Origin of the sequence: Acrocarpospora phusangensis (assembly GCF_016862995.1) — a bacterium.
Lineage (GTDB): Bacteria > Actinomycetota > Actinomycetes > Streptosporangiales > Streptosporangiaceae > Acrocarpospora > Acrocarpospora phusangensis.
This window is the reverse complement of the sequence record NZ_BOOA01000015.1, coordinates 51,832-77,309: the sequence shown is the minus strand read 5'-3', so window position 1 is coordinate 77,309 and position 25,478 is coordinate 51,832. Positions and strand designations below refer to the sequence as shown.

Below are 25,478 nucleotides of genomic sequence, written 5' to 3'. Positions count from 1 at the left end.
CCGAACATGAAACTTTCACCGGCCAAAGCGTATTTTTACGGATTGATTTTCCTTCAATTCCCTGGTCGCCCGAAGAATGGCATGCCAATGATGCGCGAGGTGCTTTTGGGATCGGGCTCGAAATCGCCGTGCTGGACGGCCCAAGATCACTTATATAACCTCCGGGAGTTCCTCACTCCTGAATTAACGAGGTGTGAATTGACCGAGCGCTCGTGGGGACGTCGCCTGACGACGTCGATCGCACTCGCCGTCACGGCCCTGGCCGTCATCGTCCTGCCCGCCACGCCCGCCCACGCCACGTACGGCCCGAACCAGTCGGTCTACGTGCAGGTGACCGCCAACGACGGCACCGGACAGCAGCTGGCCCGCCTGGAAGGGACCGTCGCGTTCGACGACTCCAACACGAAGTACCGCTACGCGCTGACCCTGTGCTGGCAGAACGCGTACCCGATGCCGTCGTTCATCATCGTGCTCAACGGCTCGACCGTGAACTACCCGGTCCTGACCGGCTACTCCTCGGCCACCGGATGCCAGCAGGTGACCGTGTACGACGCCGAGGCCACCCCCGGCATCACCGTCAGCAACCTCCGCTTCGACGTGACCGCCGGCTGGTTCAGCAGCGTCAACGGATGGCAGTACATGACGCGTACCAAGAGCAGCGGCACCTACGACAACCCCTTCAACTGAGCTGTCGGCCGCGATAACGAACCGCCCTGTTCCCCGATCGGGAACAGGGCGGTTTGTTTTGAGAAATCAATCGCGCCAGGTCAGAGAGCGGAAAGGCCGAGTTCCCTGGCGATCAGCATGCGCTGGACCTCGCTGGTGCCTTCGCCGATTTCGAGGATCTTCGCGTCCCGGTAGAAACGGCCCACGGGGAATTCGTTCATGAAGCCGTAGCCGCCGAAGATCTGGGTGGCGTCGCGGGCGTTGTCCATGGCCGCGTTGGAGGAGACCAGCTTGGCGATCGCCGCCTCCTTCTTGAAGGGCAGACCGGCCAGCATGCGCTCGGCCGCGTGGTAGTACGCCAGGCGCGCGGTGTGGGTCCTGGTCTCCATGTCGGCGATCTTGAACTGGAGGGCCTGGTACCCGCCGATGGGACGGCCGAAGGCGTGCCGCTCGCGGGCGTAGCGCAGGGACTCGTCCACGCAGCCCTGGGCGAGGCCGACGGAGAGGGCGGCGATGGCGACTCTGCCCTCGTCCAGGGTCTGGAGGAACTGGGCGTAGCCGCGGCCGAGCTCGCCGATCAGGTTGCCGGACGGGACGCGGCAGTCGGTGAACGCCAGCTCGCGGGTGTCGCTGGCGGACCAGCCGACCTTGGAGTACTTCTTGGACACCGTGAGGCCCGGGGTGCCGGCGGGGACGAGGATGGTCGAGATCTCGGGGCGGCCGTCCGCGCGGCGGCCGGTGATGGCGGCCACCGCGATGAAGGCGGTGATGTCGGTGCCGGAGTTGGTGATGAACGCCTTCGAGCCGTTGATCACCCATTCGTCGCCGTCCAGGGTGGCCGTGGTCCGCATGCCGCCGGGCACGTCGGAGCCGCCGCCGGGCTCGGTGAGGCCGAACGCGCCCAGCCGCTCGCCCGCCGCGAGCGCGGGCAGCCAGCGCGTCCGCTGCTCGTCCGAGCCGAACCGCAGCAGCGGCATCGCGCCCAGGGAGACCCCGGCCTCCAGGGTGATGGCCACCGAGGAGTCGACCCGGGCGAGTTCCTCCAGGGCCAGGCAGAGGGCGAAGTAGTCGCCGCCCATGCCGCCGTACTCCTCCGGGATGGGCAGGCCGAACAGGCCCATCGCGCCCATCTTGCGGACGATCTCGTACGGGAACTCGCCGCGCTCGTAGAAGTCGCCGATCACCGGAGCCACCACCTCACGGGCGAAGGACTCGACGGATTTCCGCAGGTCGTCGTATTCGTCGGTGAGCATCACGGCTCCTTGGAGAGGGCGCGGACAACGGGGGAAGGGCTGGGGCGGCCCAGATGGGCGGCGAGCCAGCTGGAGGTGGCGACCAGGGAGTCGAGGTCCACGCCGGTCTCGATGCCGAGGCCGTGGAGCATCCAGACGAGGTCCTCGGTGGCGAGGTTGCCGGTGGCGCTCGCCGCGTACGGGCAGCCGCCGATGCCGCCCGCGGAGGCGTCCACGACGGTGACGCCGCACCGGAGGGCTTCGAGGGTGTTGGCCAGGGCTTGGCCGTACGTGTCGTGGAAGTGCACGGCCAGTTGGGACGGGCCGCAGGGGAAGGCTTCGATCAGGGCGCGGGCGTGGCCGGGGGTGCCGACGCCGATGGTGTCGCCCAGGGAGAGTTCGTAGCAGCCCAGGTCGAGGAGGCGCATTCCGACGTCGACGACCTGCGGGATGGGGACTTCGCCTTCCCAGGGGTCGCCGAAGCACATCGAGATGTAGGCGCGGACGCGCAGGCCGTGTTCGAGTGCGCGGGATACGACTGGGGCGAACATGTCGAACTGGGAGTCGACGGTGCGGTTGAGATTGCGTTGGGCGAAGGATTCGGTGGCGCTGCCGAAGATGGCGATTTCGGTGACGCCGCTTTCGAGGGCGCGGTCGAGGCCTCGGTCGTTGGGGACCAGGACGGGATAGTGGATCCCGGGGCGGCGTTCGATTCTGGCCAGCAGGTCGGCGGCGTCGGCCAGTTGGGGGACCCAGGAGGGGTGGACGAAACTGGTCGTCTCGATGGTGGTGAGGCCGGCGTCGACCAGGCGTTCCACGAACTCCGCTTTGATCTCCACGGGGACGATCGTGGATTCGTTCTGGAGGCCGTCTCTGGGGCCTACCTCGTAGATGGTGACGTGTGTCGGTAGTCCGTCGATGCGGTGCATTACGGTTCCTCCGGGGTGACGGTGGCCAGGGGGGTGTCCATGGCGACCTGTTGGCCCGCGCGGATGGGGAGGTCGGTGACGATGCCTTCGATGGGGGCCGTGACGACGTGTTCCATCTTCATCGCTTCGACGATCAGGAGCGGCTGGCCGGCATCGACTCTGTCCCCGACGGCGGCCTTCACCATGAGGACTGTCCCCGGCATAGGACTGCGAACTGTTCCGTCGGCTGTACGGCTTGCGCTCGCACGATCACTCGGATCCCCTGGATCGTGAAGCGTCACCGACCAGGTTCCGGTGGCTGAGATCCACAGCGTGTTACCGCTGTTCTCCCACCCACCCACCCTTTGTCCACCCCCGGGGCTCCGCCCCGCCCCCCCACGGCTCCCCACCTCGGGGCTCCGCCCCATTCCCTCACGGCTCGCCACCTCGGGGCTCCGCGTCGCCGAAACAGGACTCGACCCAACGGTCTCAGCGCTTTGCCTCACCGCCTCGGGATTCGTCCCGGTCTCAGGGTTCTGCCCCACCACCGCAGGGTGTCGTCCTGTGCTCTCAAGGCTTTGGCCCGCCCACTCGGGCCTGCGCCCCACACCCTCGAGGGCTAGACCCGGGCGCGCGATGACATAGCGCCTCGTCATCCCGTCGACCGTTGCCGTTCCGGATTGGCCGAGGGCGGCGGACAGGACAGTGTCGCCGATCGCGACCTCGGCGTTGTGGCGGGTGCCGCGGATGCGGACGTCGGTGAGGTCGCCGCCGGATTCGAGGCGGTATGTCGTCCAGGCGCGTTCGCCCAGGCGCCAGCCGTCGGGGACGTCCCAGGGGTCGTCGCTCGTGGATCCGTCGGGGTGGAAGTGCAGTGCGGCCACCGCCAGGACGAATGGTGGAATTTCCGAGATTTCGGGGTTCGTGAGGAGGGTGTCGAGGTGGCGTTCGACCAGGCCGGTGTCCAGGTGGCCTGCGACGACGTCGGGATGGGCGAGCAAGGCCCGGAGGAAGGCGATGTTGGTGGGGACGCCGAGGATGACGGTTTCGGAGAGGGCCTCGCGCAGGGTGCGGAGGGCGGCGGCGCGGGTGGGGGACCAGGTGATGACCTTGGAGAGCATGGGGTCGTAGTCGCTGCCGATGACGAGGCCGGGGGCCAGGCCGGAGTCGACGCGTACGGGGGCGGCGGGTTCGTGGAGGGCGAGGACGGTGCCGCCGGTGGGGAGGAAGCCGCGGCGGGGGTCCTCGGCGTAGACGCGGGCTTCGACGGCGTGGCCGGTGAGGGTGACGTCGTCCTGGTCGAAGCCGAGAGGGTCGCCCGCGGCTACGTGGAGTTGAAGGGCCACCAGGTCGATGGGGGTTCCGCCGACGCGGCAGACGAGTTCGGTGACCGGGTGCTCGACCTGGAGGCGGGTGTTCATCTCCATGAAGAAGAACTCGCCGGGGCCCTCGCCGCCGGGGACGATGAACTCCACGGTTCCGGCGCCGACGTACCCGACGGAGCGGGCGGCCTCGACGGCGGCGGAGCCCATGCGCTCGCGGGTGGCGGCGTCCACGAACGGGGACGGGGCCTCTTCGATGATCTTCTGGTGGCGGCGCTGGAGGCTGCACTCGCGTTCGCCCAGGTGGACCACGTTGCCGAGGGAGTCGGCGAGCACCTGGATCTCGATGTGCCGGGGGTTGGCGACGAAGCGTTCGATGAGCAGGGTGCCGTCGCCGAAGGCGGCCAGGGCCGTGCGCCGGGCCGACTCGATGGCCTCGGGGAGGTCGGCGGCCGAGCGCACGAGGAGCATGCCCTTGCCGCCGCCTCCGGCGGAGGGCTTGATCAGCGCCGGGAACTCGGTCCAGCCGGACAGGTCGCCGGTCGTTCCTGGCACCACGGGCACGCCCGCCTTGGCGACCGTCTCCTTGGCCCGGATCTTGTCGCCCATCGCCTCGATGGCCTCCGGCGGCGGGCCGACGAAGACCAGGCCCGCCTCGGCGCAGGCCCGGGCGAATCCGGCGTTCTCCGCGAGGAAGCCGTAGCCGGGGTGGATGGCCTGGGCCCCCGAGCGGCGGGCGGCGGAGATGATGCCGTCGACGTCGAGGTAGCCGTGCGGGAGCCGTACCGCCGTGTCGGCGGCGAGGACGTGGGGGGCGCCGGAGTCGGCGTCGCTGTGGACGGCGACGGAGCGCACGCCGAGGGCGCGCAGGGTGCGGATCACCCGGACGGCGATCTCGCCCCGGTTCGCGACCAGAACCGCGTCGAACATGGGATCACATCCTGAATACGCCGTAGCCGACGGGTTCGAGGGGCGCGTTCGCGGCGGCGCCCAAGGCCAGGCCGAGCACGGTCCGGGTGTCCACGGGGTCGATGACGCCGTCGTCCCAGAGGCGCGCGGTCGAGTAGTAAGGGCTGCCCTGCGTCTCGTACTGGGCGCGGATCTCGGCGGGGTCGGCGTTGCCGACGCTGGCGAGCACGTTGGCGGCCTGTTCGCCGCCCATGACGGAGATGCGGGCGTTCGGCCACATCCACAGGAACCTGGGCTGGTACGCCCTGCCGGCCATGGCGTAGTTCCCGGCCCCGAACGAACCCCCGATGATCACCGTGAACTTGGGCACCCGGGCGCAGGCGACCGCCGTGACCATCTTCGCGCCGTGTTTGGCGATCCCGCCCGCCTCGTACGCCTTGCCCACCATGAACCCGCTGATGTTCTGCAGGAACAGCAGCGGCGTGGCGCGCCGGTCGCACAGCTCGATGAAGTGCGCGCCCTTCAGCGCCGACTCGGCGAACAGGATGCCGTTGTTGGCGATGATCCCCACCGGGTGGCCGTGGATCCTGGCGAAACCGGTGACGAGGGTGGAACCGTACTCGGCCTTGAACTCCAGAAAGCGGCTGCCGTCGGCGATCCTGCCGATGACCTCGCGCACGTCGTAGGGGGTGCGGGTGTCCTCGGGGACGATGCCGTAGAGGTCGTGCGGCGAGTGCCGGGGGGCTTCGGCCGATTCGACCGTCCACGGGCGTTCGGCCCGGGGGCCGAGGGTGGCGACGATGTCGCGGACGATGCGCAGGGCGTGGGCGTCGTCCTCGGCCAGGTGGTCGGTGACGCCGCTGACCCGGGCGTGCACGTCTCCCCCGCCCAGCTCCTCGGCGGTGACCGTCTCGCCGGTGGCTGCTTTGACCAGCGGCGGCCCGCCGAGGAAGATCGTGCCCTGGTTCCTGACGATCACGGCTTCGTCGCTCATGGCGGGCACGTAGGCGCCGCCCGCCGTGCAGGAGCCGAGCACGGCGGCGATCTGGGGGATGCCGCGGGCGGACATGGTCGCCTGGTTGTAGAAGATCCGCCCGAAGTGCTCCCGGTCGGGGAAGACCTCGTCCTGCCGGGGCAGGAACGCGCCGCCCGAGTCCACCAGGTAGACGCAGGGCAGGTTGTTGTGGAGGGCCACCTCCTGCGCCCGCAGGTGCTTCTTGACGGTGATCGGGTAGTACGTCCCGCCCTTCACCGTGGCGTCGTTGGCGACCACGACGACTTCCCGGCCCGCCACGCGCCCCACGCCGGTGATGATCCCGGCGGCGGGCGCGTCGTCGCCGTACATGCCGGTGGCGGCCAGGGCGGACAGTTCCAGGAAGCGGGACCCGGGGTCGAGCAGGGTGTCGACCCGGTCCCTGGGCAGCAGTTTGCCGCGCCCGACGTGCCGGAGGCGGGCGCGTTCCGGCCCGCCGCGCGCGGCGACGTCCAGCCGCTCCCGCAGGCCGGCGGCCAGCCGCTCATTGGCCTCCGCGTTCCGTTTGTACGCGTCCGAGCCCTGATCACAGGTGCTCGGCAGCACGGGCCACGAGTTCACCTGTCACCTCCCCTCTCCACGTTAACGCAGATTAACATTGCCGCATGGCTACTCCTACCCGCGATCGGCGGGCCGAGATCCTGGACGCGGCGGCGGACCTGTTCGCGGCGCGCGGTTTCCACGGGGTGTCGATCGAGGACATCGGCGCCGCCGTGGGGATCACGGGACCGGCCCTCTACCGCCACTTCCGGGGCAAGGAGGCCCTGCTCAGCGAGATCCTGCTGGACATCAGCGCCCGGCTGCACGGCCAGGGCGCCGCGACCGCCGAACTGCCCCCGCCGGAGGCGCTGACGGCCCTGCTGACCGGCCACATCGCGTTCGCCCTGAGCCATCCGGCGCTGATCCGGGTACACGAACGGGAGCTCCACAACGTGCCGGAGGCCGCGCGCCGCCAGATCCGCCGGCTCCAGCGCCTCTACCTGGAGGAGTGGGTGCACGTGCTCAGCGACCTGCACCCCGCGGTGCCGCAGGCCCGGCTCCGCTCAGCCGTCCACGCCGTGCTCGGCCTGATCAACTCGACCCCGCGCAGCGCCGGCGAGCTCTCCAGGGAGGAGATGGCCGGGCTGCTGCACCGCATGGCCCTGGCCGCCCTCACAGTTAGCGGCGACTAACTCAGGAGAGCATCTTCCTGGCCGCCTGCTCGATCTCGTGCTCGCTCAGCAGCACGTGGTCGGCCGCGGCACCCAGCGGGATGAAGCTGTCCTGGGAGGTCACCCGGCTGATCGGCCCCGAGAAGCCGTTGTCCACCAGCGCCGTGACGATCCCCTCGGAGACCCCGCCGGTCCGCCGCGTCTCGTCCGCGACCAGCACCTTGCCGGTCAGCTCGGCCGCCCTGAGCAGGTCGTCCAGCGGCAGCGGGTTGAGCCAGCGCAGGTCCAGCACCCGGCAGCTCTTGTTGTCCTTGGTCAGCTTGACGGCCGCGCGCAGGCTCATCCGCACGCCGTTGCCGAAGGTGACGATGGTGAGGTCGCGGCCGTCGCCGTACGAGCGGGCCCGGCCGATCGGCACGTGCGTCTCGGCCCAGCGGGACGGCGGCGCGTACTTGGCCAGCCAGCCGTTGTCGCCGTCCTCGAACAGATCCCTCGTGTGGTAGAGCGCGATCGGCTCGATGAAGACGCAGACGCTGCCGTCGGTCCTGGCCGCGGCCAGGCAGGTGCGCAGCATGGCGGCGGCGTCGTCCGGCCGGGCCGGGGAGGCGATCACCAGGCCGGGGATGTCGCGCAGCGCCGCCACCGAGTTGTCGTTGTGGAAGTGCCCGCCGAACCCCTTCTGGTACGCGTATCCGGGCACCCGCACCACCAGCGGATTCCGGTACGCCCCCTGGGAGAAGAACCGCAGCGAGGACGCCTCCCCCCGGAGCTGGTCCAGCGCGTTGTGCAGGTACGCCAGGTACTGGATCTCCGGCACCGGCAGCAGCCCCGACACCCCCGCGCCGAGGGCCAGGCCCAGGATCGCCTGCTCGTCGAGGAGCGTGTCGAAGACCCGGGACATGCCGAACTGGCGGAGCAGGCCGCGGGTCACGCCGTACACGCCGCCCTTGCGGGCCACGTCCTCGCCGAAGACGAGCACGCCGGGGTCCAGCGCCATCGCGTCGGCCAGCGTACGGTTGACGGCCTGCGCGACGGTGAGCCGCTCCTCGTCCTCGGGCAGGACGCGGAACACCTGCTTCCGCGCCGGGGGCACCCGCGCCGAGTCCGCGGCCACGTCGGAAGGGCTGCGCGGCGCGAGCGGCTCCATCACCTCGCGGGCGGACTCCAGCCGGGGGCGCCGGCTGGACTCGGCGGCGAGTTTGAGCACGTGGTCACGCTCGGCCTCGTACCGGGCGAGCAGCGTCTCGGGGGTCTCCAGGCCGGCCTCGACGAGCAGGCGGGCGGTGCCGACCAGCGGGTCCAGCTCCAGGTCGGCGACGATCTCCCGGCGGGTCCGATACGACATCTCCACGTCCGACCCGGCGTGACCCATGAGCCGTACGGTCCTGATCCGCAGGAAGGCGGGTGAACGGCCGGCCCTGACGTGGTCGGCGGCGCGGCGGGCGGTGTCGTACACGTCGGGCAGGTCACAGCCGTCCGCCTCGAAGTACGGCAGCAGCGGGTGATGCCCGGACTCGATCCAGCCGGGCGGGGTGCGCACGCTGATGCCCAGGCCGTTGTCCTCGCAGACGAACAGCAGGGGCAGCTGGAGGCCGCGGTACTCGCCGTACGCGGCGGTGTTGAAGCCGGTGAGGGCGCTGGCGTGGTTGACGCTCGCGTCGCCGAAGCTGCACACCGCGATGGCGTCGGCCGGCCAGCGGCCGGGCACGCCGAGCAGCTTGGCCCGCTCGATGGCGAAGGCGACGCCGACCGCGCGCGGCAGGTGGCTGGCGATCGTGGAGGTCTGCGGGATGACGGCCAGCGCGGGGTGGCCGAACACCTTGTGCCGCCCGCCCGCGATGGGCTCCTCCGTCGCCGCGGCGAGGCCGAGCAGCACGTCCCGCAGCCCTTCCTCGGGGAGCCTGCCGGTCTGCGCGGAACGTGCCAGGTAGAAGGCGCCGGAGCGGTAGTGCAGCAGGGCGGGGTCGGTCGGTTCGAGGGCCGCCGCCACGGCCGCGTTGCCCTCGTGCCCGGACGAGCCGATCGTGTAGTGGCCCTCCCCCTGCGCGCGCAGCTCGCGCGCGGCGATGTCGAGCAGGCGGCTGCCGAGCTGGACCTCGAAGAGTTCCCTGCACTGGGCCCCCGTCAGGGTGGTCCCCGGCCGCACCGGCAGGCTGGGGTCCCTCGGGGTGCCCGGCTGGAGAGCACCGACGGCTTCGGCGAAATGCGTCTCAACAGTGTCCCGCGCCACAAGCCCGATTATGTCGCCACGACGAGGGCTCCGTCACAAGCCTTGCTCGTTCCGTTGATGTCTTGTTGCAGAGCGCTGCCGATTCAACAGGAGTTAATGACAACTTGTCAGGAGTTCCAACCACCCGCCCCTTTGAACCGTCTACTAGTAAGGAAAAAGACGTGGCACCCTCAAACGCCGCGTTCAACAGCAACGGGTAGGAGAAAGGACCCGCATGTTGAGACGCATCAGCGCCGTGCTGATCGCGGCCGCCATGGGTACGGCGACCTTGGTCGTCGCTCCCGCGGCCAACGCCACGCCCGTGGCGAAACCGGTCATCAAGGACATCGCCGTCAACCCGAGCCCGGTGGTGGTCACCAGCAGCACCGCGGTCACCGCGACCTTCAGCTTCGGCACGCAGTTCGCCGACGCCAGCAAGGTCTCGGCCGCGATCCAGGCGCCGGGTGGGAACCCGACGTCGGTCTCGCTGACCTCCTCCGACAACAGCACCAAATGGCGCGGCACGGCGGACTTCACCCGTCAGTCCGCCGAAGGCGACTGGAAGCTCCTGATCACCGCCGCCAGCGGCAACGAGGTGACCAAGGAGACCCGCGAGTTCAAGGTCATCCAGGTCTGGGAGACCGACATCCGCGGCTTCAGCGCCTTCCCCGAGCCGATCGAGGCCGGTCAGTACCTGAACCTGCGGGGCCAGCTGCTGGCGAACAGCCTCGCCGGCTTCAAGGGCCTGGCTGACCAGGGCGTCTGGATCACCTTCAAGGAGCGGGGCAGCTCCACGTACAAGCGCATCGCCTGGGACCGCACCGACCACCGGGGCTTCTTCTCCGAGCGGGTCAAGGTCTTCAAGTCGGGCTGGTGGCGCGCCGAGTACGAAGGCGTCAGCAACAAGTTCCACCCGAGCACGAGTGACAGCGACCAGGTCGACGTCCGGCACAAGCCCCGCCCGCCGGCGCCCAAGCCCGACCTGGACAGCCGCATCATCAAGTTCAACGCCTCCCCCGAGCCGGTCAAGTACGGCAAGTACGTGTACCTGCGCGGCCTTCTCCAGGTGAAGGACGGCTGGAGCTGGGACGGCTACGACGGCAAGGTGACGATCTGGTTCAAGACCAAGTTCGGCTCCTGGAAGTACGTGAAGACCACCTGGGCCAACGGCTCCGGCGCGTTCTACACGAAGACCAAGGCCACCAAGTCCGGCTACTGGAAGGCCGTCTTCTCCGGTGACCGGGACGTGGACCCGTCCTCCAGCGTGCGCGACCACGTGCGCGTGAAGCGGTAAATCTCATTGTTCGACGGACAGCCCGGGGCTCCCAGCCCCGGGCTGTTTCCTATTCGGCCCGCTTGAACTGGGAGATCGCGACACCCAGCAGGATCAGCGCCAGAGCGGTCACGACGCCCAGCTCCAGCCCGATCGGAAGCCGCCACCCGAACCACACGATGCCCGGATTGAGCGCCGCGTCCACCTGCGGCGGCACGTTCAGGTGGGCGAACACGGCGTGCCGCATCGGATCGACCGCGTAGGTCAGCGGGTTCACCGTGGTCAGCACGTGCAGCCAGGACGGCAGGTTGGCCAGCGGGAACATGGCCCCCGACAGGAACACCATCGGCATGATCGCCATCTGCATCACGCCGAAGAACGACTGCATGGACTTCATCCGGGCCGCCAGCAGCGTGCCGAACGCGGTGATCGTGAACGCCGCGAGGAACATCTCGCCGAGCAGGGTGAGCAGCAGCCCAGGCGCGTACGGCACGCCGACCACCCCGGCCAGGGCCAGGATGATCACGCCCTGCGCGGTGGCCACGAACGCGCCGCCCAGGCACTTGCCGAGCACGATCGAGCCCCGGCTGACGGGCGCGACCAGCATCTCGCGGAGGAATCCGAACTCGCGGTCCCACACGATCGAGGCCGCCGAGAACATGCCGGTGGTGATCACGGTCATCGCGATCATGCCGGGGAACATGAACGTGCGGAAGTCGATCCCGGGGATGGAGTCGCGCACCAGCGAGCCGATCCCCGTGCCCAGCACGAACAGCCAGAGCACGGGCTGGACCAGCGAGGACAGCATCCGCGTGCGGTCGTTGACGAACCGGAGCAGCTCCCGGTGGAGCACGATCTTGATCGCCCGCACGTCGTGCGCCGCGCCGCCGCGCGGGAGGGTCACCCGGACCACGTCGGTCATGGTCATCGGCGGGCCATCACTTTCATCCACTGGTTCTTGGAGCCCTCGGACTCGGCGTCCCTGATGGTCGAGCCGGTGTACTCCATGAAGACGTCGTCGAGGGAGGGGCGGGAGACGCTCACCGAGCGGATCGGCAGGCCGAGCTCAGCGAACAGGCGCGGCACGAACTCCTCGCCGCCGGGCACGCCGAAGGTGACCTGGCCCTCCCGGATCTGGGCGTCCAGGCCGAACCGCTCGCGCAGGGCCTTGATGGCGGCCTGGTCGTCGCCCGTCTGGATCTGCACGCGGTCCTTGCCGACGCTGGCCTTGAGTGCCTCGGGGGAGTCGACGACGACGATCTCGCCGTGGTCGATGATCGCGATCCGGTCGCAGTACTCGGCCTCGTCCATGTAGTGCGTCGTCATGAAGATGGTGATGTCCTCGGTCTGCCGCAGCTGGTTGATGTATCCCCAGATGGCGGCCCGGGTCTGGGGGTCCAGGCCGACCGTGGGCTCGTCCAGGAACAGGACGCGCGGGGAGTGCAGCAGCCCCCTGGCGATCTCCAGGCGGCGCTTCATGCCGCCGGAGAAGGTCATCACCTTGCTGTCCTTGCGGTCCCAGAGGGCGACCATCTCCATGACCTGGCGGAGACGGTCGGCGACCAGGTGCTTGGGCACGCCGTACAGTTCGGCGTGGAAGCGCAGGTTCTGCTCGGCGGTCAGGTAGCCGTCCAGGGTCGGGTCCTGGAAGACCAGGCCGATGTTGCGGCGCACCTCGTCGCGCTCGGTGACCACGTCGTGGCCGGCGACCGTGGCGGTGCCGCCGGTCGGGTTGACGAGGGTGCAGAGCATGCTGATCGTGGTCGTCTTGCCCGCGCCGTTGGGGCCGAGGAACCCGAACACCTCCCCGGGAAGGACCTCGAAGCCGACACCTTTCACGGCCTCGACCTTCCCGTACGACTTCCGGAGCCCCCGGACCTCCACGGCCGCGCTCATCGGCCCTCCTCCGCTTCCGTCTCCCCGTCCTCGGCGAGGATCCTGAAGATCTCCCGCCGGGTGTTCTTGAGCAACTTCTTGGTACGCGCCACCTGGTCGTCCGACGCCACCCGGGTCAGGTGCACGAACGCCTCCCCCAGCTGGCCCCAGAGCAGCCGCAGCTCGTGCCGGTCCTCCGGCATGCTCCTGGCGACCTCGTCCCACGGCTCGGCTCCCGGCCGCGCATCGGCGCGCCGCCGCCCCTCCTCGGTCAGCCGATAGGTACGGCTACCGCCGGACTCCTCCCCGCGGACCAGCCCTTCGTCTTCGAGCTGCTGGAGGGCGGGGTAGACGGAACCGGGGCTGGGACGCCAGATCGATCCGCTCCGGCGCGAGATCTCCTCGATCATCTGGTAGCCGTTGCGGGGCTCCTCGTGGAGCAGGCGCAGCAGCGCCTGGCGTACGTCGCCGCGGCGGACGCGCGGGCCCGGGAGCGGGCCGGCGTGCGGCGGGGGCGGCAGGGGGACCTCGAACGGCTCGCCGTCCGGGAAATCGTGGGGCGGGCCGAAGGGGGGTCCGGCGGTCCACATCAGTCTGTCTTCCATGACATCACCTCAACTATCGAGATACGTGAACGATATATCTAGATATTTGGGATGACAACGCCTTTTCGCGGGGTCTTAAGAGACTGGTCTTGGGGTTCTCGGGGGTTACAGCCAGTCGCGGCGTTTGAAGACGACGTAGAGAGTGCTGCAGACCAGGCCCATCAGGACGATGGCCAGGGGGTAGCCGAACGACCAGTGGAGCTCCGGCATGGCGTCGAAGTTCATGCCGTAGATGGTGCCGACCAGCGTGGGCGCGAAGAGGATGGCGGCCCAGGCGGAGATCTTCTTGACCTCGTCGCCCTGCGCGATGCTGGCGGCGGTGAGCTTGGTCATCTCCTCGTTCTGGGCCTGGCTGACCAGGGTCGAGTTGACGATGAGGATGTCCTGGAGCATCTGCCGGAAACCGGCCACCCGTTCCGTCACGATGATGGCGTGGTCGGCGACGTCGCGGAGGTAACGCTGGAGTTCCTCGTCGGCGCCGTACTTGGGGGAGGCGGCGATGAAGCCGTCCAGCATGGCGATGAGCGGGGTGGTGGCGCGCTGGAACTCGATGACCTCGCGGGAGAGCGCGTAGATGCGCCGGGGGGCGGCCGGGTCGCCGCCGAAGACCTGAACCTCGATCTCGTCGATGTCGTTCTGGAGCCCGGCCACGACCGGGGCGTAGCCGTCGACCACGGCGTCCAGGATCGCGTACAGCACGGCCTGGGGGCCCTGGCGGAGGAGCTCCTGGTCGGCCTCCATGCGGCGGCGGACCACGGCCAGGTCGGGCGCCTCGCTGTGCCGTACGGTGATGACGAAGTCGGGGCCGAGGAAGACGTGCAGCTCTCCGAAGGCGACCTTCTCCGGTTGGTCCAGGTATTGGGCGGCTCGAAGCACCACGAAGAGGGTCGTGCCGTACCTGTCGGCCTTGGGGCGCTGGTGGGCGACGATCGCGTCCTCGATGGCGAGGTCGTGCAGGGAGAACTCCTCGGCGACCTTGATGAGCTCGTCGTCCTCCGGGCGGTAGAGGCCGATCCAGGCCATCGATCCGGGGCGGTCGCGCAGGCACTCGATCGCGCCGCCGAGGGACTGGGGCGAGTCGACCCGCCGGCCGTCCAGGTAGATCGCGTTGTCGATCACACTCTGCTTGACCGGTTCCTCGCCCGTGCCCCGGGGGTCCATCGAGTGCTCGGGCGCGAGTTCACGCCTCATCCACGAACGCAAACGAAGTCTGGCCACATGTTGACGTTATCCCCGAAATGGTGACGTATACCGATGGTGTTCGGCATACGGAACAATGATCGCCGATGAAGTTTCGCTTTCCGGGAGGTGGCCACGCTGGAGGCGTTGTGGAACCAGCTGATCTCGACCCAGGCCGCGCCCCCCTTGTGGCTGATCGGGGTGTCCGGGCTGGTCGCGCTGGTCATCGTAGGCTACCGGCCGTCCTGGCATGTCTCGCGCGGGCTGATCACGATCGCCCATGAGGGCGGGCACGCGCTGGCGGCCGTCCTCACCCGCCGCAAGCTCCGCGGCATCCGGCTGCATTCGGACACGTCTGGCGTGACCCTGACAAAGGGCAACCCGACCGGCCCCGGAATGATCATTACCGCGGCGGCGGGGTACGTGGCGCCGTCCCTCGTCGGCGTCGGCGCGGCCTGGCTCACCGCGGCCGGCTACGTGACGTTGCTCCTGTGGGGCGTGCTGGCGTTGCTCGCCTGCATGCTCCTCCTCATCCGCAACGCGTTCGGCGTGGTGTCCCTACTGGCCGTCGGCGGCGCCGTCTTCGCGGTGTCCTGGTTCGCGCCTCCCGACGTCCAGGGAGTCATCGCGTATGGGTCGGCATGGTTTCTCATGCTCGGTGGCGTACGCCCGATCCTGGAACTCCAGGGCAAACGCCGCCGCGGCCGCGCCCCCGACTCGGACGCCGACCAACTAGCCCGCCTGACCCGAATCCCCGGCACCTTCTGGGTCCTCCTGTTCTTCCTGGTATCCGTGGCGGCCCTCGGGTACGGCGGGTACTTACTGGTCCGATCAGAGATCACCTTGCCGGTGGCCTTCCTGGGCTGAGACACATCCGAGGACGGAAAGCATCCAGCAAAAGCGACGGCCGCTGATCGACCTTAGACGCGCGGCGAGGACCGGCCATTAGTCGATCTTGGACGCTCGCACGGCGAGGACCGGCCATTAGTCGATCTCGGAAGCGGGTGCGGCGAGGACCGGCCGTTAGTCAATCTTGGACGCTCGCACAGCGAGGACCAGCCATTAGTCGATCTCGGAAGCGGCTGCGGCGAGGACCGGCCGTTAGTCAATCTTGGACGCTCGCACAGCGAGGACCGGCCATTAGTCAATCTTGGAAGCGGGTGCGGCGAGGACCGGCCGCTCTTGGCGCCGGTGCGGCGAGCAGCATCGCCTGCGTAAACGGCGCCGGATAACGGCGAGGACCCGGTGCCTAGTCCTTCGGATGGCGCTCCTAGGCCAGGAAGGCTTGGATGTCGGAAATTTCGTCGTTTGGTGGGGGGTGGGCGGCGAAGGTGGTGGGAGTGATCTGGTTTTGGCGGATTGTCCAGGTGCCTACTACGCGGGCGTCGGCGATGATCGTTGGCCGGATGATTCCGCCGCCGGGGTGGATCTTTCGGACGTCGGACAGCATTCCCTCGCGGGTATGCCAGCCCAGGAGGTATTCGTCGAAGGCAGGCAGAAGCCGTACCGGATGGGGCGCCGGATCGGGGGGTGGACTGCTGGAATGGCGTGCGAGTTGCCAGGCGCGGCGGGATTCGCCCAGAGAGAGGCCTGACCAGGCGGCGAGGTCGTGTTCCGTGGCGGGAGCGTGGGCGCGGATATAGCGTTTCGCCAGTTCTCGGAGTGCTTTGTCGCGGTCGGGTTCGAAGGTGAGGGGAGCGCCCAGCCAGTCGCCGGTGTGGACATAGGTGGCTTTGCCGTGACGATCGGGGCCGAGCACAAGAAGGCCCCGCTCGGCGGCGAGAGCGGCCAGGTGGATGACGGTCTGGGCATCTGGCGGTACGTCCAGGCGGGCGGCCAGTTCCGCCTTGGTCAGCGGCCCTTGTTCGCGGGTCGCCCGATCCACCCGGCCGGCGAGTTCCTCAGGAGTTCGTCCTTCGACGCCGAGTTGCCGGAGTCTGCGCATCGCGTTCTGGACTCCGGGGCGTACCAGGGAGAGCAGCCAGGGCAGGTCGTCCGCGGCGACCAAGTGCAGGGTTCCGCGCGGGCCCCAGGCACGCACGATCTCGCCCGCGGCGAGGGCCTGATCCACATCCGTTCTGCGGAACCCTGTCCCTCTTGCCCGAAGCGCCAGAGCCGCCGCCCGCGAGTCCTGCGCCTGAACGGCGAGCAGATGCCGTACCACCCCGACTGGAGTTCCAGGTGGCCGGTGCAGCAGCTGCGACGCCGCCCGCGCAGGCCACAGATCGTTCACGGGCACATCCTAGGAAGGTCTGGCGGCACCCGGACTGTCGGAGGCGTGTCCTACGGTAGGGCGCGTGCTTGAGGAGATAGTGCCGGAGACGCTGGACTCCGCGCTGACCGACGAGGCGGTGCTGGTCACCTATCGCAGGATGTTCGCGGCGCTGGCCAAGGACAGCGGCGCCGTCGTCGAGGATCCGGCGCTGGTGGACATCGCCGAGACGCTGTTCGCGGCGTTCGCGGAGGCCGGCGAGGAGTGGCTGACGCACGAGCAGATGCGGCAGGCCTGCCGCGCCTATCCGGCCGACCAGTTCGAGAACCGGCTGCGGGTGCTGCGCGGGCTTGGGGCGGTCCGCGAGGTGTTCCCCAAACCCAACCAGCTGCGGTATCGCGCGTCCTTCACCTCGGTCGTCGGGCTGATGTTCATCAGGCGGATGATGGACGACGGCGGCCAGAGCGAGATGCACCGTTTGCTGGCCCTGGAGGATCTGAACGTCGCGGACCCGCGCACCACGAGAGAACAGGCCCGGCAGTCCGCGGACAACCTCGCCAGAGCGTTCCGGCTGTGGGCACTGGAGCTGATCACCCTCAGCACCGGGACGATCGAGGAGTTGCGGGAGCAGGCGCCCAAACTGTGGGGCACCGAAGAGATCGCCCGGCGGGCCCAGAACCTGCACGGCACGATCCTCGGCCGCTGGCCCGACCTGGACCGGACCTGCACCGACCTGCGTACCGCGATCTACGCGTACAGCGACGCCTCCCGGCGCGCCGCCGGCCGCCTGGCCGACTCCGCCGGAACCACCAGGAACCTCACTCTCCTGCCCGCCGAGACCTGGCGTACCTTCGCCCAGACCGCCACCAGGGAACGCCTCGCCGCCGTCCTGGACGGCTTCGCCTTCGACGCCGCCGCCCCCTGGCACGACCCGGCCGCCATCGCCCAAGCCGTCGACGAAGCACCCCGCCCCACCCCGATCCGTCCCACTCCCCCGCGTTCCTCGCTCCCCGATCCGGGCCCGGAGAACTCGTACGCACCGGTCCTCACCGGACTCGACCGCCTGACCACCGTCGCGGAAGCCGCCCTCGCCGGCCGCTCCGAAGTCCCCCTGTCCGAGATCCTCACGGACCGCTGGCCCGCCATCCGCCGCCTACTGGCCGACCTCACGGCAGCGGACCTGCGCCCTGAACTGCCGTACCGGTTGACGTGGTCCGACACACTGACATCGCATCCGGAGGGGCATCCCAGCTGGCTCTCCCACGGCACCCTGGAAAGGCTGCCCAACGATGCGTGAACCCCGGCCTCGGATGGATTTCCCGGAACTCGACCAGACCGACACCGAAGCAGGCGCACGCGAGGATGAGCAGAGCCATGCCCGCGTGGATGCCCAGGGGTCCGATCTAGCCGAGACCCAAATGCGGCCACGCACGGGCGACGCACAGGCCGACCATAGCCGCGTCCGCGTGGATGCCCAGGAATCCGGTCGCGCAGAAGCGCGGGTGCGGGTGGATGATGTTCCGGTCGATCGGGTTCATGCTCGTGCCCGGATTGACGGTGTTCTTGAGCTGGATTCGGACGAGAGGGTTCCGGCGGGTTTTGTTCGGCTGGCGGGTGGGCGGGGCAGTCTGGGTCTTCCGCAGTGGCCGGATGGGGCTACGCCCTCGGTGCTGGAGGAGTACCAGCTTCCTGCGTTTCCCGTTGAGCGTTCGGGTGAGACGCGTCGCATGCTGGCCGCCTGTTTGCGGGTGTGCTGGACCGATCTGTCCACCGACCCTTGGCCTGGTGTGGCCGTCCCGGCGGCGGCCGTTCTCGCCTGTTATCGGACGCTGACCGGGCGTCCGGACGACGCCACGCGCAGTTGGGCGGTCGGTGCGTTGCGCCGTCTCAACGACACCGCTTGGATCACCATCACGTCGGGGCCGGATGTCGCCGCGCGTGGTGGGCGTGCTCGGCTCGGGGATCTGTCCAAGGCGTACGTGCAGCTCGGGCCGCGCTGTGCGGCCTGGCCTGCGGACTCGCATGCCCAACTTCGCGAGCTGATGCGGAGAATGCCCGCTCCCCCGCCGGCCGAAGGTTCTGAGCTTGAGCAGGTGCCGATGCCGGTACCGGTGAGCGGTTACCGGCAGGACGGCCCTCCGGATCTCGACGATCTGCTGTCGCCGTTTGACGAACGGCGGCGGGCGGAGCTGGTCGCGGCGTTCATGGTGGTCGAGCACGTCGCGGAACCCGTACATGAGGCGAGGTTCGCCGCCCTGCGCGACCCGGCGCTACGCCGGACGCTCGCCGACATGCTGGCCCGCCGTGGCCGTACCTTGATCCAGCGCCGGGACACCTGGATCTCCGGTTACCGGGACGGGGTCCCCTCAGACGACAGTCGGCTGTCCGAGGGCGAGCGCGCGGTCCTGACCCTGGTGCTCATCCATTCCGTGGCCATCCCGCGCTCCGAAGGTTTGCTGTCCGAGGACACCTGGCTCTCGCCGTACCCGGTACCGGTGGAGGAACTGCGTAAACGCACCCTTCTTCCCATCGGTGAACTGGACACCGCCCTCAGGACCCTCCGCCACGCCGGCCTCCTCACCCAGATCAAGGGCGCCGACGAGGTCTCCGGCGGCTACGTTCCCGGCCCGCAGTTCCACCGCCTCACCCAGGCCGCCCGCGCCCGCCTCCAGGAGGAACTCATCCTCGCCGCAGGCCCGCAAACCCCCCTGGCCATCGCCATCCGCTCCCGCCGTACCGCCACCACAAGGGGCTCAGAGTGACGGAACCCACCCCGCCAACCACCAACCAGACCCCCACGGAAGGCACCCCCACCCCGTCCTCTTCAGCCCCCGTACGCCCCCCGGCGACCAGTCCTTCGACCGCCTCGTCGGTTAGGAGCACCGTCAGGGGCGTACCGACCTTGCCGCAACCAACCCGCGAAACCGCAACCCGCCGAACCAAGACCAACCGTTCCGCAACGACCAAACCGACTCCCTCGGCGACCGCCAGCTCCGACCTTGGATCCCCATTCGCGGGACAGGACGAAACCCCGCAATCAGCCGACTCGGATAAAGCGAACGCCGCGACCCCCATCGGACAAGACATCACCCCCGCGAACAACGCGACCATGACCGGACAGGACACCACCGCCCCGAGCAAGAGAACCACGGTCGAACTGAGTACCGCCGCGGCCAAGGAAACCGCAGCCGACCAGAGCGACACCGCCACAGGCGAGACGGACACGGTCAAACTGAGCACCACCGCGACCAAGGAAACCGCAGCCGACCAGAGCGACATCGCCACAGGCAAGACGGATACCGTCGAGCTGAGCACCACCGGGACCGAGGAAGTCTCGGTTAACCAGGGCGCTACCGCCGTCGGCGAGGCGGACGCGGTTGAGCGGGAGAGCATCCCTGCGAAGGAAGTAAATGCGTCGCGGGGTAGTGGGGCAGTCGTTCCTGCCCGAACCATGGCTGCGGGGAGCACACGGGCGGTTTCCTCCGTTCTCACTCCTCAGGTGACGGAGAACGTGGTCGGGGACCGGGTGCTGGTCGCCGTCCAGGCGATCAACATTTCGCGGTTGTCGACGCATCCGGTGCCCACGGTGCCGGGGACGTTGATCGTGGTGGCGGGGGCGGGGCCCAAGGACTCGAACGGCGCGGGGAAGTCGTCGTTCATCGCGGCGATCACGGCCTTGCTCGGAGACGAGCAGTGGCGGTTCGCGTCGGGCGCCAAAGCCGTCTCCGAGCTGTTGTTCAACGCCGAACTGGCGGCACAGGGCGACCAGCAGTGGGCCAGCGCCGATCACGGCTACATCATCGGCGTCTTCGACGTGCCCTCGGCCGGTCTGCCCATCACGGTCTGGGTACGTGTGAACCAGGAGGCTCCCCATCTCGAAGTCCGCTGGACGGATGGCGTATGCCTCGCAAGGGCCGCATCCGAGGCCGACCGAGTCAGCCGAGCCGACGAACTCTGGGCGGAACTGCCGAAGAGCGCGGGCCGCCGCGACGTCGTCGCCCGGGACCTCACCCGGGTGCTCTACGGCGACCGCGTCCGCTGCGTGTCGTTCCTCTCCACCTCCGTACGGAGCAAGGTCGCCACGAACCTCCTCTCCCAACCCCTGAACGAGATCTCCCCAGAACGCATCTTCGAGGCCATCGCCGCCCTGACCGGCCTGGACGCGGAACTCGACCAGGAACGCGAAGCCCGCCGCGACGAACACGCCAAACGGGTACGCGCCGCCCAGGCCGAGGAACGCCTGCGCGAATTCGAATCCGACTCGGCGGCCCTGCTCACCACGTTCGACCGCCGCGACCAGGCCAGAGACCGTCTGGCCGAAGCGCTGCGCTTCTGGCGCGGCAGACTCGCCCGCCGCCTGGTCGACGCCGCGGACCGAGACGCCGACCTCGCCACGGAACTCGCGGCCCACCAGGACACCGCCGACACCACCGCCGACGCCATCGCGGCCGTCAGAACCGAGATCAGCGGCCTGAAGGACGACTCGCTCGACCGAGCCCTGGCCTCCGCCCGCCGCGAACTCGCCTCAACCCAAGTCCGCGCGAACAAGCTCGAAACCGAACGCGCCGTCATCCAGAACACCGCCGACGAACTACGCGCCCAGATCCCGGCACTCGAAGACCTGCAACGACAGGCCGACGGCCTCGACGTCCCGACCGCCAACGCCGAACTCGCCGACGCCCGGCGTGTCCTCAACGAGGCGCTCAAAGCGCAGGGCGTGGCCGACCGAGAAGCCCAGACCGCCGAGACCGCCCTCCAGGAAGCCGAGAGCGGCCCCGCCTCCGCCCAGCTCAACGCCCTGGCCGCCGCCGGTCTCCCGGCAGCCGGCCTCCTCGACGCGCTGGACGTCGCCGAACATGCCCACGACACGCTGGCGACCCCCGGCGGCTGGCCACACGACCTCGCCGTGATCGTCGACTCCGGCGACATGCGCGCCGCCGCCCACGCCCTCGCGGACCTGCCCGGCTCAGTCCTGGTCAGTTCGGCGGGCGTGACGGTCGTGGGAGCCTTCGAAGAGGCGGTGACCGGCCGTGACGCCCGCATCAAGGCCGCCGAGCAACGCCTGGTCCGCGCCCGCGACACCCAGGAACGCGCCCTCCGCACCGTACGCCAAGCCGAGGACGGCGTGGCCGCAGCCGAGCGCCGAGTAGAAGGCGCCGACGCGGCCGTCCGCCTCGCCGAAATCCACCAGCGCCTGACGAACCAACGCGACCAGCTCACCATCCTGCAAACCACGATCACCGAACTCACCCCCGCCCTCGACACCGCCGAGCAGGAGGTGAGCGCGCTCGACTTCCGCGCCAGAACCCGCAACATGGAGGTCGAACGCCTCGACGGCCGCCGCCAGCGCCTCGAATCCGAACGCGACCAGGCCAGAACCCGAGCCGCCCAGGTAACCGCCGAACGCCAAGCCCTCGACCTACCGGCCCTGGCCAGCGAATGGTCCGCCCACTGGCCGCCCATGTCACCCAACAGGCTGGGCAACCCTCCCGCTCCGAAGGCGGCTGCAACCTCGGCGAACCCCGTCGGATCGCATACCCCGGCGTCCCACGTCCCCGTATCCCTCACTCCGGAGACCCACGCTCTGGAGGCCCACGCTCTGGAGAAGGCACGCGCCTGGCTGGCCGACGCCGACCACCTGACCGCCGACGAATGGTGGCGGGCCGCCGAGCGCCATCTCGACGCCGCTCTTCGCGCCACCTTCTCCGAAACCGACGAAACCCCCGAGGAACTCGACTTCCTCATCAAGGAGCGCCGAAGCGGCCGATCGGCGCAGGAACTGGCGACGTTTCCCGCCCTCTGCGCCTCACTCGCGTCGTACCTCCGCAGCCAGGAAGAATTCGAACGCCACCAGCGCCACCAGATCGAATCCCAGGTGACCTCCCGCCGCCGCGACCTCTCGGCCGCGACCAAAGGCGCCGAAGAGGCCGCCCAGTCCACCGCTGTCCACCGCGCCGCCCTGACCGAGGCGATCAAAGCCAGACTCACCCGCGTGGCCGAGGAGTTCGGCAAGCTGGACACCGGCTACGGCGGCTACGGCGCCACCCTCGACTTCCCCGTCCCCGCCGCCCCCGCCGACCCGGAACAGCGCTGGTCCTGGCGCGTGATCCCCAAATGGCGCCGCGGCGAAGCCCAGACCTACGTCCCGTACAACCGCCGCGCCAACACCGCCCTGATGGACGAAAAGGCCGTGAAACTCGTCTGCGCGGCCGCCATCGCCTCCTCCGGCGGCACCCACCTGACCCTCGTCCTGGACGAACTCGGCCGCAACCTGGGCAAAGAACACCGCCGAGAAGCCGTCTCCCTATTCCGCCGAATAGGCGAAACCCACGGCATCACCGTAATCGGCGCCCTCCAGGACGACATGGAGCCCTACGCCATCGACGCCTGCGGCCAATACATCAAACTCCGCCGCTCCTCCGACGCAACCCCGTACAACGACCCCCCGATCATCATCGCCCACGACCGCCACCCCGAACGCGTCCACACCCTCGCTCCCTGGATAACCCGCCCAACCCCCGACCAGGCCGCGGGAAACCCCGCATAATCCTAGTTGCCAAATTAGAAACTATCAGGCAGAGTCAGTTGCATGGAGGAGGAGTCGATAGGTGCGCGTATCGCGGCGTTGCGGGCGGTGCGAGGCATCACGGGAGGGGAGCTGGGCCAGGCACTTGGGCTGACGAAGTCCCAAGTGTCGAAGATCGAGAATGGCACCCGGAAGCTCGATGTCAGCGAGGTGGCACTCGTCGCCGAGATACTCGGCGTCACATTGGCGGAGGTACTCGGCGTAACTCGTAAGGGCACCCTGGCACTTGCCGCACGCGTGATGAGCGCGCCGGGCCAGGACGAGACCCGTCCGGCTCGGCGCCGCGTCAGGCAACTCCTGGAGTCCGAGGCCGCACTGAGCGACGCCGTCGGCCTGCGGCCGGCTTCACTGTCGGCAGCCGGCGCCGCCGTCATGCGCCGGGCCGGAGCCGAACTTCCAGCGGAGGGTTCGCCGGTACGTGCGGGGACCGACCTCGCAGCCATCGTCCGTGAAGAGCTTGGCCTGGGTCGCGCGCCGATCGCGGACCTGTCCGCCCTCTGCGAGCGACACTTCGGGTTGAACGCAGTGGTTTGGCCGATAGGCAAGGCGGTCAGCGGCCTCTGCGCACACGGCGCAGATATCGCGATCATGTTGGTGAGTTCTTCGTATCCGCGAGGACACCAGCGTTTCACCGGCGCGCACGAGCTCGCTCATCACATCCTTGGCGACCCTCGTGAGGTCATCGTCGAAGCTGACGTGTTCATGGTGAAATCCCCCGCGGAGCAGCGCGCGAACGCCTTCGCTGCCGCATTGCTCATGCCCTCCGACGGGCTCCAGGAGGTAGTCGCCGGGCGCCCACTCGACGAGTACGTGCTCGGTGAACTCATACGGGAGTTCGATGTCAGCTATCGTGCGCTGATCTACCGGCTCGCCGACCGTTCCGTCCGTCTGCTCAGCGACACTCAGCGAGACGCCTGGCTGGCGCAGACTCCTACGAATGTGCTCCGCGCCGCAGGCGACCTCACCCCACATGATCTGACCGACCCCGACGAGACCCGACGCCTTCCACCCCGCCTGTGGATGGCCGCCCAGCATGGCTACCAGAACGGCCGCGTGGGGCTCGGGGTGCTCAGCTCATTGCTCGACGAGGATCCGGACATTCTTTTCTCGCATCTCGCCGACGCCGGCATAAAACCTCCTGCCGTTCAGGACGACCTGGCTGACCTATGACCCGGACTTCGGCGGCCTTCCTCTTCGACACTTGCGCGATCATCAATCTGTCGTACTGCGCACCGGTCGCCACGCTGTTCAGAGAACGGTACGCCGGACGCGGCGCGTGGACGCGTGCGGTACAGACAGAACTGACCAGGCAGCGCACGCGGAAGCCTCCCCATCCGCAGGCGGGGCGTACATGCAACTAGGCGATAGCTTGGCTGGGCCAGCCGATCGAGATCACTGACGAAGCCGACCATGTCGCGATCGAGAGTATTCGTGCCGCGATCGCTGTCGGCTGCGATGACGACAGCCTCGACCATCTCGGGGAGGCTGCAAGCATCCACCTGCTGACTCAGGTCGGCAGCGGCCGACTCATCAGCGACGACCACGGTGCCCGAGCGGTCGCCCGTGACCGCCGATACAACATGCGCGACTCCTCCACGGTCGGGGTTCTCGGCGAACTGCTAGCCCGTGGTGTCTCCAGCTCAGAGAGCGTCGATCACTACCCTGACACGTTGCGTGCTCACAATCGCATGCGCGTGAAACTCACCTCGGCCGATCTGCTTGCCGGCGATCTCGGCCCCTGGTCCTAACGGAAACCGACGTTCCACGACCGCCTGCCCCCGCGAAGCACGACGGGTGGCCACGCCGTGGCCTAGGTCGTACACCGGCAACTTCGAGCCCGGCCTCAGCCTCTAAACGAATGGCTGGACAAGGTTTACGGCATCGCACCGGGCATGAGCGGCAGCCAACCCCGGCCAGAACCGGGTCAGGCGGGGCTGGCGTGGGCCGCTATTACGCGCCAGCCGGAGTCCGGGGTGTAGAGCCAGGTTCGGGTGAAGTTGAGGCGGGCGGAGAACGGGGTGCCGGCGAAGGTGCCCTGGAGGGTGCCGAGGAACCAGGTGACGCCGGTGTGGCCTTCGACGAAGACGATGAGGTCTTCCTCTTCGACCTTGGTGAGGCGTTGTCTGCGGGATCGCTGGATTTCTAGGTCGTCCTGTTTGGTGTAGCGGGCGCCGTCGGGTCCGCCGGTGTAGATGAGGCGGTCGTCGAGCAGGTCGTCGAGGGCGTCGGCGTCGCCGGCGAGTTGGGCTGCTTGGAGGCGGCGTTCAGCCTCGCGTAGGGAGGTGGTGAGTTCCTCGGTCATGTGTCCCTCGTCCGTG

Annotated in this window: 19 protein-coding genes; 8 read left to right on the top strand and 11 right to left on the bottom strand. The window is 68.9% G+C overall.

Annotated features, from left to right (window positions below):
* Positions 1 to 198: 198 nt before the first annotated feature.
* Positions 199 to 687, top strand: coding sequence for a hypothetical protein (locus Aph01nite_RS11705; RefSeq protein WP_204040841.1), 489 nt, complete (start codon positions 199 to 201; stop codon positions 685 to 687).
* 80 nt (positions 688 to 767) lie between these two features.
* On the opposite strand, the gene Aph01nite_RS11700 is transcribed toward Aph01nite_RS11705, so the two are convergent.
* Genes Aph01nite_RS11700 through Aph01nite_RS11680 form a run of 4 tightly spaced genes read right to left on the bottom strand, consistent with a single transcriptional unit; the run spans position 768 to position 6,631 of the window.
* On the bottom strand, positions 768 to 1,919 hold the full coding sequence (locus tag Aph01nite_RS11700; RefSeq protein WP_204040840.1) for an acyl-CoA dehydrogenase family protein: 1,152 nt from the start codon (positions 1,917 to 1,919) through the stop codon (positions 768 to 770).
* Positions 1,919 to 2,827 carry a hydroxymethylglutaryl-CoA lyase gene (locus tag Aph01nite_RS11695; protein WP_204040839.1) on the bottom strand — a complete coding sequence of 303 codons (909 nt, stop codon included), beginning with the start codon at positions 2,825 to 2,827 and terminating at the stop codon, positions 1,919 to 1,921. Before Aph01nite_RS11695 ends, Aph01nite_RS11700 begins: the two co-directional genes overlap by 1 nt.
* A complete protein-coding gene (locus Aph01nite_RS11685; RefSeq protein ID WP_239161598.1) occupies positions 2,827 to 5,058 on the bottom strand; it encodes an acetyl/propionyl/methylcrotonyl-CoA carboxylase subunit alpha in 2,232 nt (743 codons plus the stop codon). The genes Aph01nite_RS11695 and Aph01nite_RS11685 overlap by 1 nt, the downstream gene beginning before the upstream one ends.
* Positions 5,059 to 5,062: 4 nt before the next feature.
* On the bottom strand, positions 5,063 to 6,631 hold the full coding sequence (locus Aph01nite_RS11680) for a carboxyl transferase domain-containing protein (RefSeq protein WP_373872287.1): 1,569 nt from the start codon (positions 6,629 to 6,631) through the stop codon (positions 5,063 to 5,065).
* A 44-nt stretch (positions 6,632 to 6,675) separates the two neighbouring features.
* On the opposite strand from Aph01nite_RS11680, the gene Aph01nite_RS11675 reads away from it, so the two are divergent.
* Positions 6,676 to 7,242 (top strand): TetR/AcrR family transcriptional regulator, encoded by a 567-nt coding sequence (locus tag Aph01nite_RS11675; RefSeq protein WP_204040838.1) that lies wholly within the window; start codon positions 6,676 to 6,678, stop codon positions 7,240 to 7,242.
* Between the two features lies 1 nt (position 7,243).
* On the opposite strand, the gene Aph01nite_RS11670 is transcribed toward Aph01nite_RS11675, so the two are convergent.
* The gene (locus Aph01nite_RS11670) at positions 7,244 to 9,451 is read right to left on the bottom strand and encodes a thiamine pyrophosphate-dependent enzyme (RefSeq protein ID WP_204040837.1); all 2,208 of its coding nucleotides are present in this window, start codon (positions 9,449 to 9,451) and stop codon (positions 7,244 to 7,246) included.
* Positions 9,452 to 9,665: 214 nt separating this feature from the next.
* Here Aph01nite_RS11670 and Aph01nite_RS11665 point away from each other — a divergent pair, with 214 nt between their 5' ends.
* Complete coding sequence (locus Aph01nite_RS11665) at positions 9,666 to 10,724, top strand: hypothetical protein (RefSeq protein WP_204040836.1); 1,059 nt, start codon at positions 9,666 to 9,668, stop codon at positions 10,722 to 10,724.
* A gap of 49 nt (positions 10,725 to 10,773) precedes the next feature.
* Here the strand turns inward: Aph01nite_RS11665 and Aph01nite_RS11660 are convergent, their stop codons facing one another.
* From Aph01nite_RS11660 to Aph01nite_RS11645, 4 genes are all read right to left on the bottom strand, one after another.
* Positions 10,774 to 11,631, bottom strand: coding sequence for an ABC transporter permease (locus Aph01nite_RS11660; protein WP_204040835.1), 858 nt, complete (start codon positions 11,629 to 11,631; stop codon positions 10,774 to 10,776).
* Positions 11,628 to 12,599 carry an ATP-binding cassette domain-containing protein gene (locus Aph01nite_RS11655; RefSeq protein ID WP_204040834.1) on the bottom strand — a complete coding sequence of 324 codons (972 nt, stop codon included), beginning with the start codon at positions 12,597 to 12,599 and terminating at the stop codon, positions 11,628 to 11,630. The genes Aph01nite_RS11660 and Aph01nite_RS11655 overlap by 4 nt, the downstream gene beginning before the upstream one ends.
* Positions 12,596 to 13,183, bottom strand: coding sequence for a PadR family transcriptional regulator (locus Aph01nite_RS11650; RefSeq protein WP_204040833.1), 588 nt, complete (start codon positions 13,181 to 13,183; stop codon positions 12,596 to 12,598). Before Aph01nite_RS11650 ends, Aph01nite_RS11655 begins: the two co-directional genes overlap by 4 nt.
* A gap of 105 nt (positions 13,184 to 13,288) precedes the next feature.
* Entirely contained in the window at positions 13,289 to 14,374 is a 1,086-nt protein-coding gene (locus tag Aph01nite_RS11645) for a magnesium and cobalt transport protein CorA (protein ID WP_204040832.1), read from the bottom strand.
* Positions 14,375 to 14,500: 126 nt separating this feature from the next.
* Between Aph01nite_RS11645 and Aph01nite_RS11640 the strand changes: the two genes are divergently transcribed.
* A complete protein-coding gene (locus tag Aph01nite_RS11640) occupies positions 14,501 to 15,229 on the top strand; it encodes a M50 family metallopeptidase (protein WP_204040883.1) in 729 nt (242 codons plus the stop codon).
* Positions 15,230 to 15,632: 403 nt separating this feature from the next.
* Here Aph01nite_RS11640 and Aph01nite_RS11635 read toward each other — a convergent pair whose 3' ends face one another.
* Positions 15,633 to 16,595, bottom strand: coding sequence for a winged helix DNA-binding domain-containing protein (locus Aph01nite_RS11635; RefSeq protein ID WP_204040831.1), 963 nt, complete (start codon positions 16,593 to 16,595; stop codon positions 15,633 to 15,635).
* A gap of 64 nt (positions 16,596 to 16,659) precedes the next feature.
* Between Aph01nite_RS11635 and Aph01nite_RS11630 the strand changes: the two genes are divergently transcribed.
* From Aph01nite_RS11630 to Aph01nite_RS11615, 4 genes are all read left to right on the top strand, one after another.
* The gene (locus Aph01nite_RS11630; RefSeq protein WP_239161597.1) at positions 16,660 to 17,871 is read left to right on the top strand and encodes a hypothetical protein; all 1,212 of its coding nucleotides are present in this window, start codon (positions 16,660 to 16,662) and stop codon (positions 17,869 to 17,871) included.
* Between the two features lie 430 nt (positions 17,872 to 18,301).
* Positions 18,302 to 19,336 (top strand): hypothetical protein, encoded by a 1,035-nt coding sequence (locus tag Aph01nite_RS41350; RefSeq protein ID WP_239161596.1) that lies wholly within the window; start codon positions 18,302 to 18,304, stop codon positions 19,334 to 19,336.
* A 737-nt stretch (positions 19,337 to 20,073) separates the two neighbouring features.
* The gene (locus tag Aph01nite_RS11620; RefSeq protein WP_239161595.1) at positions 20,074 to 23,121 is read left to right on the top strand and encodes a coiled-coil domain-containing protein; all 3,048 of its coding nucleotides are present in this window, start codon (positions 20,074 to 20,076) and stop codon (positions 23,119 to 23,121) included.
* 42 nt (positions 23,122 to 23,163) lie between these two features.
* On the top strand, positions 23,164 to 24,330 hold the full coding sequence (locus Aph01nite_RS11615) for a helix-turn-helix domain-containing protein (protein ID WP_204040830.1): 1,167 nt from the start codon (positions 23,164 to 23,166) through the stop codon (positions 24,328 to 24,330).
* Positions 24,331 to 25,084: 754 nt separating this feature from the next.
* Here Aph01nite_RS11615 and Aph01nite_RS11610 read toward each other — a convergent pair.
* Positions 25,085 to 25,462: a nuclear transport factor 2 family protein gene (locus Aph01nite_RS11610; RefSeq protein ID WP_204040829.1), complete on the bottom strand. Its 378-nt coding sequence runs from the start codon at positions 25,460 to 25,462 to the stop codon at positions 25,085 to 25,087.
* Between the last annotated feature and the right edge of the window lie 16 nt (positions 25,463 to 25,478).

Coding starts and splice junctions, on each gene's coding strand:
- Aph01nite_RS11660 (WP_204040835.1), bottom strand. CDS start 11,631: ATGACCATGACCGACGTGGTCCGGGTGACCCTCCCGCGCGGCGGCGCG.
- Aph01nite_RS11615 (WP_204040830.1), top strand. CDS start 23,164: ATGGAGGAGGAGTCGATAGGTGCGCGTATCGCGGCGTTGCGGGCGGTG.
- Aph01nite_RS41350 (WP_239161596.1), top strand. CDS start 18,302: ATGCTGGCCGCCTGTTTGCGGGTGTGCTGGACCGATCTGTCCACCGAC.
- Aph01nite_RS11655 (WP_204040834.1), bottom strand. CDS start 12,599: ATGAGCGCGGCCGTGGAGGTCCGGGGGCTCCGGAAGTCGTACGGGAAG.
- Aph01nite_RS11645 (WP_204040832.1), bottom strand. CDS start 14,374: ATGAGGCGTGAACTCGCGCCCGAGCACTCGATGGACCCCCGGGGCACG.
- Aph01nite_RS11675 (WP_204040838.1), top strand. CDS start 6,676: ATGGCTACTCCTACCCGCGATCGGCGGGCCGAGATCCTGGACGCGGCG.
- Aph01nite_RS11695 (WP_204040839.1), bottom strand. CDS start 2,827: ATGCACCGCATCGACGGACTACCGACACACGTCACCATCTACGAGGTA.
- Aph01nite_RS11610 (WP_204040829.1), bottom strand. CDS start 25,462: ATGACCGAGGAACTCACCACCTCCCTACGCGAGGCTGAACGCCGCCTC.
- Aph01nite_RS11700 (WP_204040840.1), bottom strand. CDS start 1,919: ATGCTCACCGACGAATACGACGACCTGCGGAAATCCGTCGAGTCCTTC.
- Aph01nite_RS11685 (WP_239161598.1), bottom strand. CDS start 5,058: ATGTTCGACGCGGTTCTGGTCGCGAACCGGGGCGAGATCGCCGTCCGG.
- Aph01nite_RS11665 (WP_204040836.1), top strand. CDS start 9,666: ATGTTGAGACGCATCAGCGCCGTGCTGATCGCGGCCGCCATGGGTACG.
- Aph01nite_RS11650 (WP_204040833.1), bottom strand. CDS start 13,183: ATGGAAGACAGACTGATGTGGACCGCCGGACCCCCCTTCGGCCCGCCC.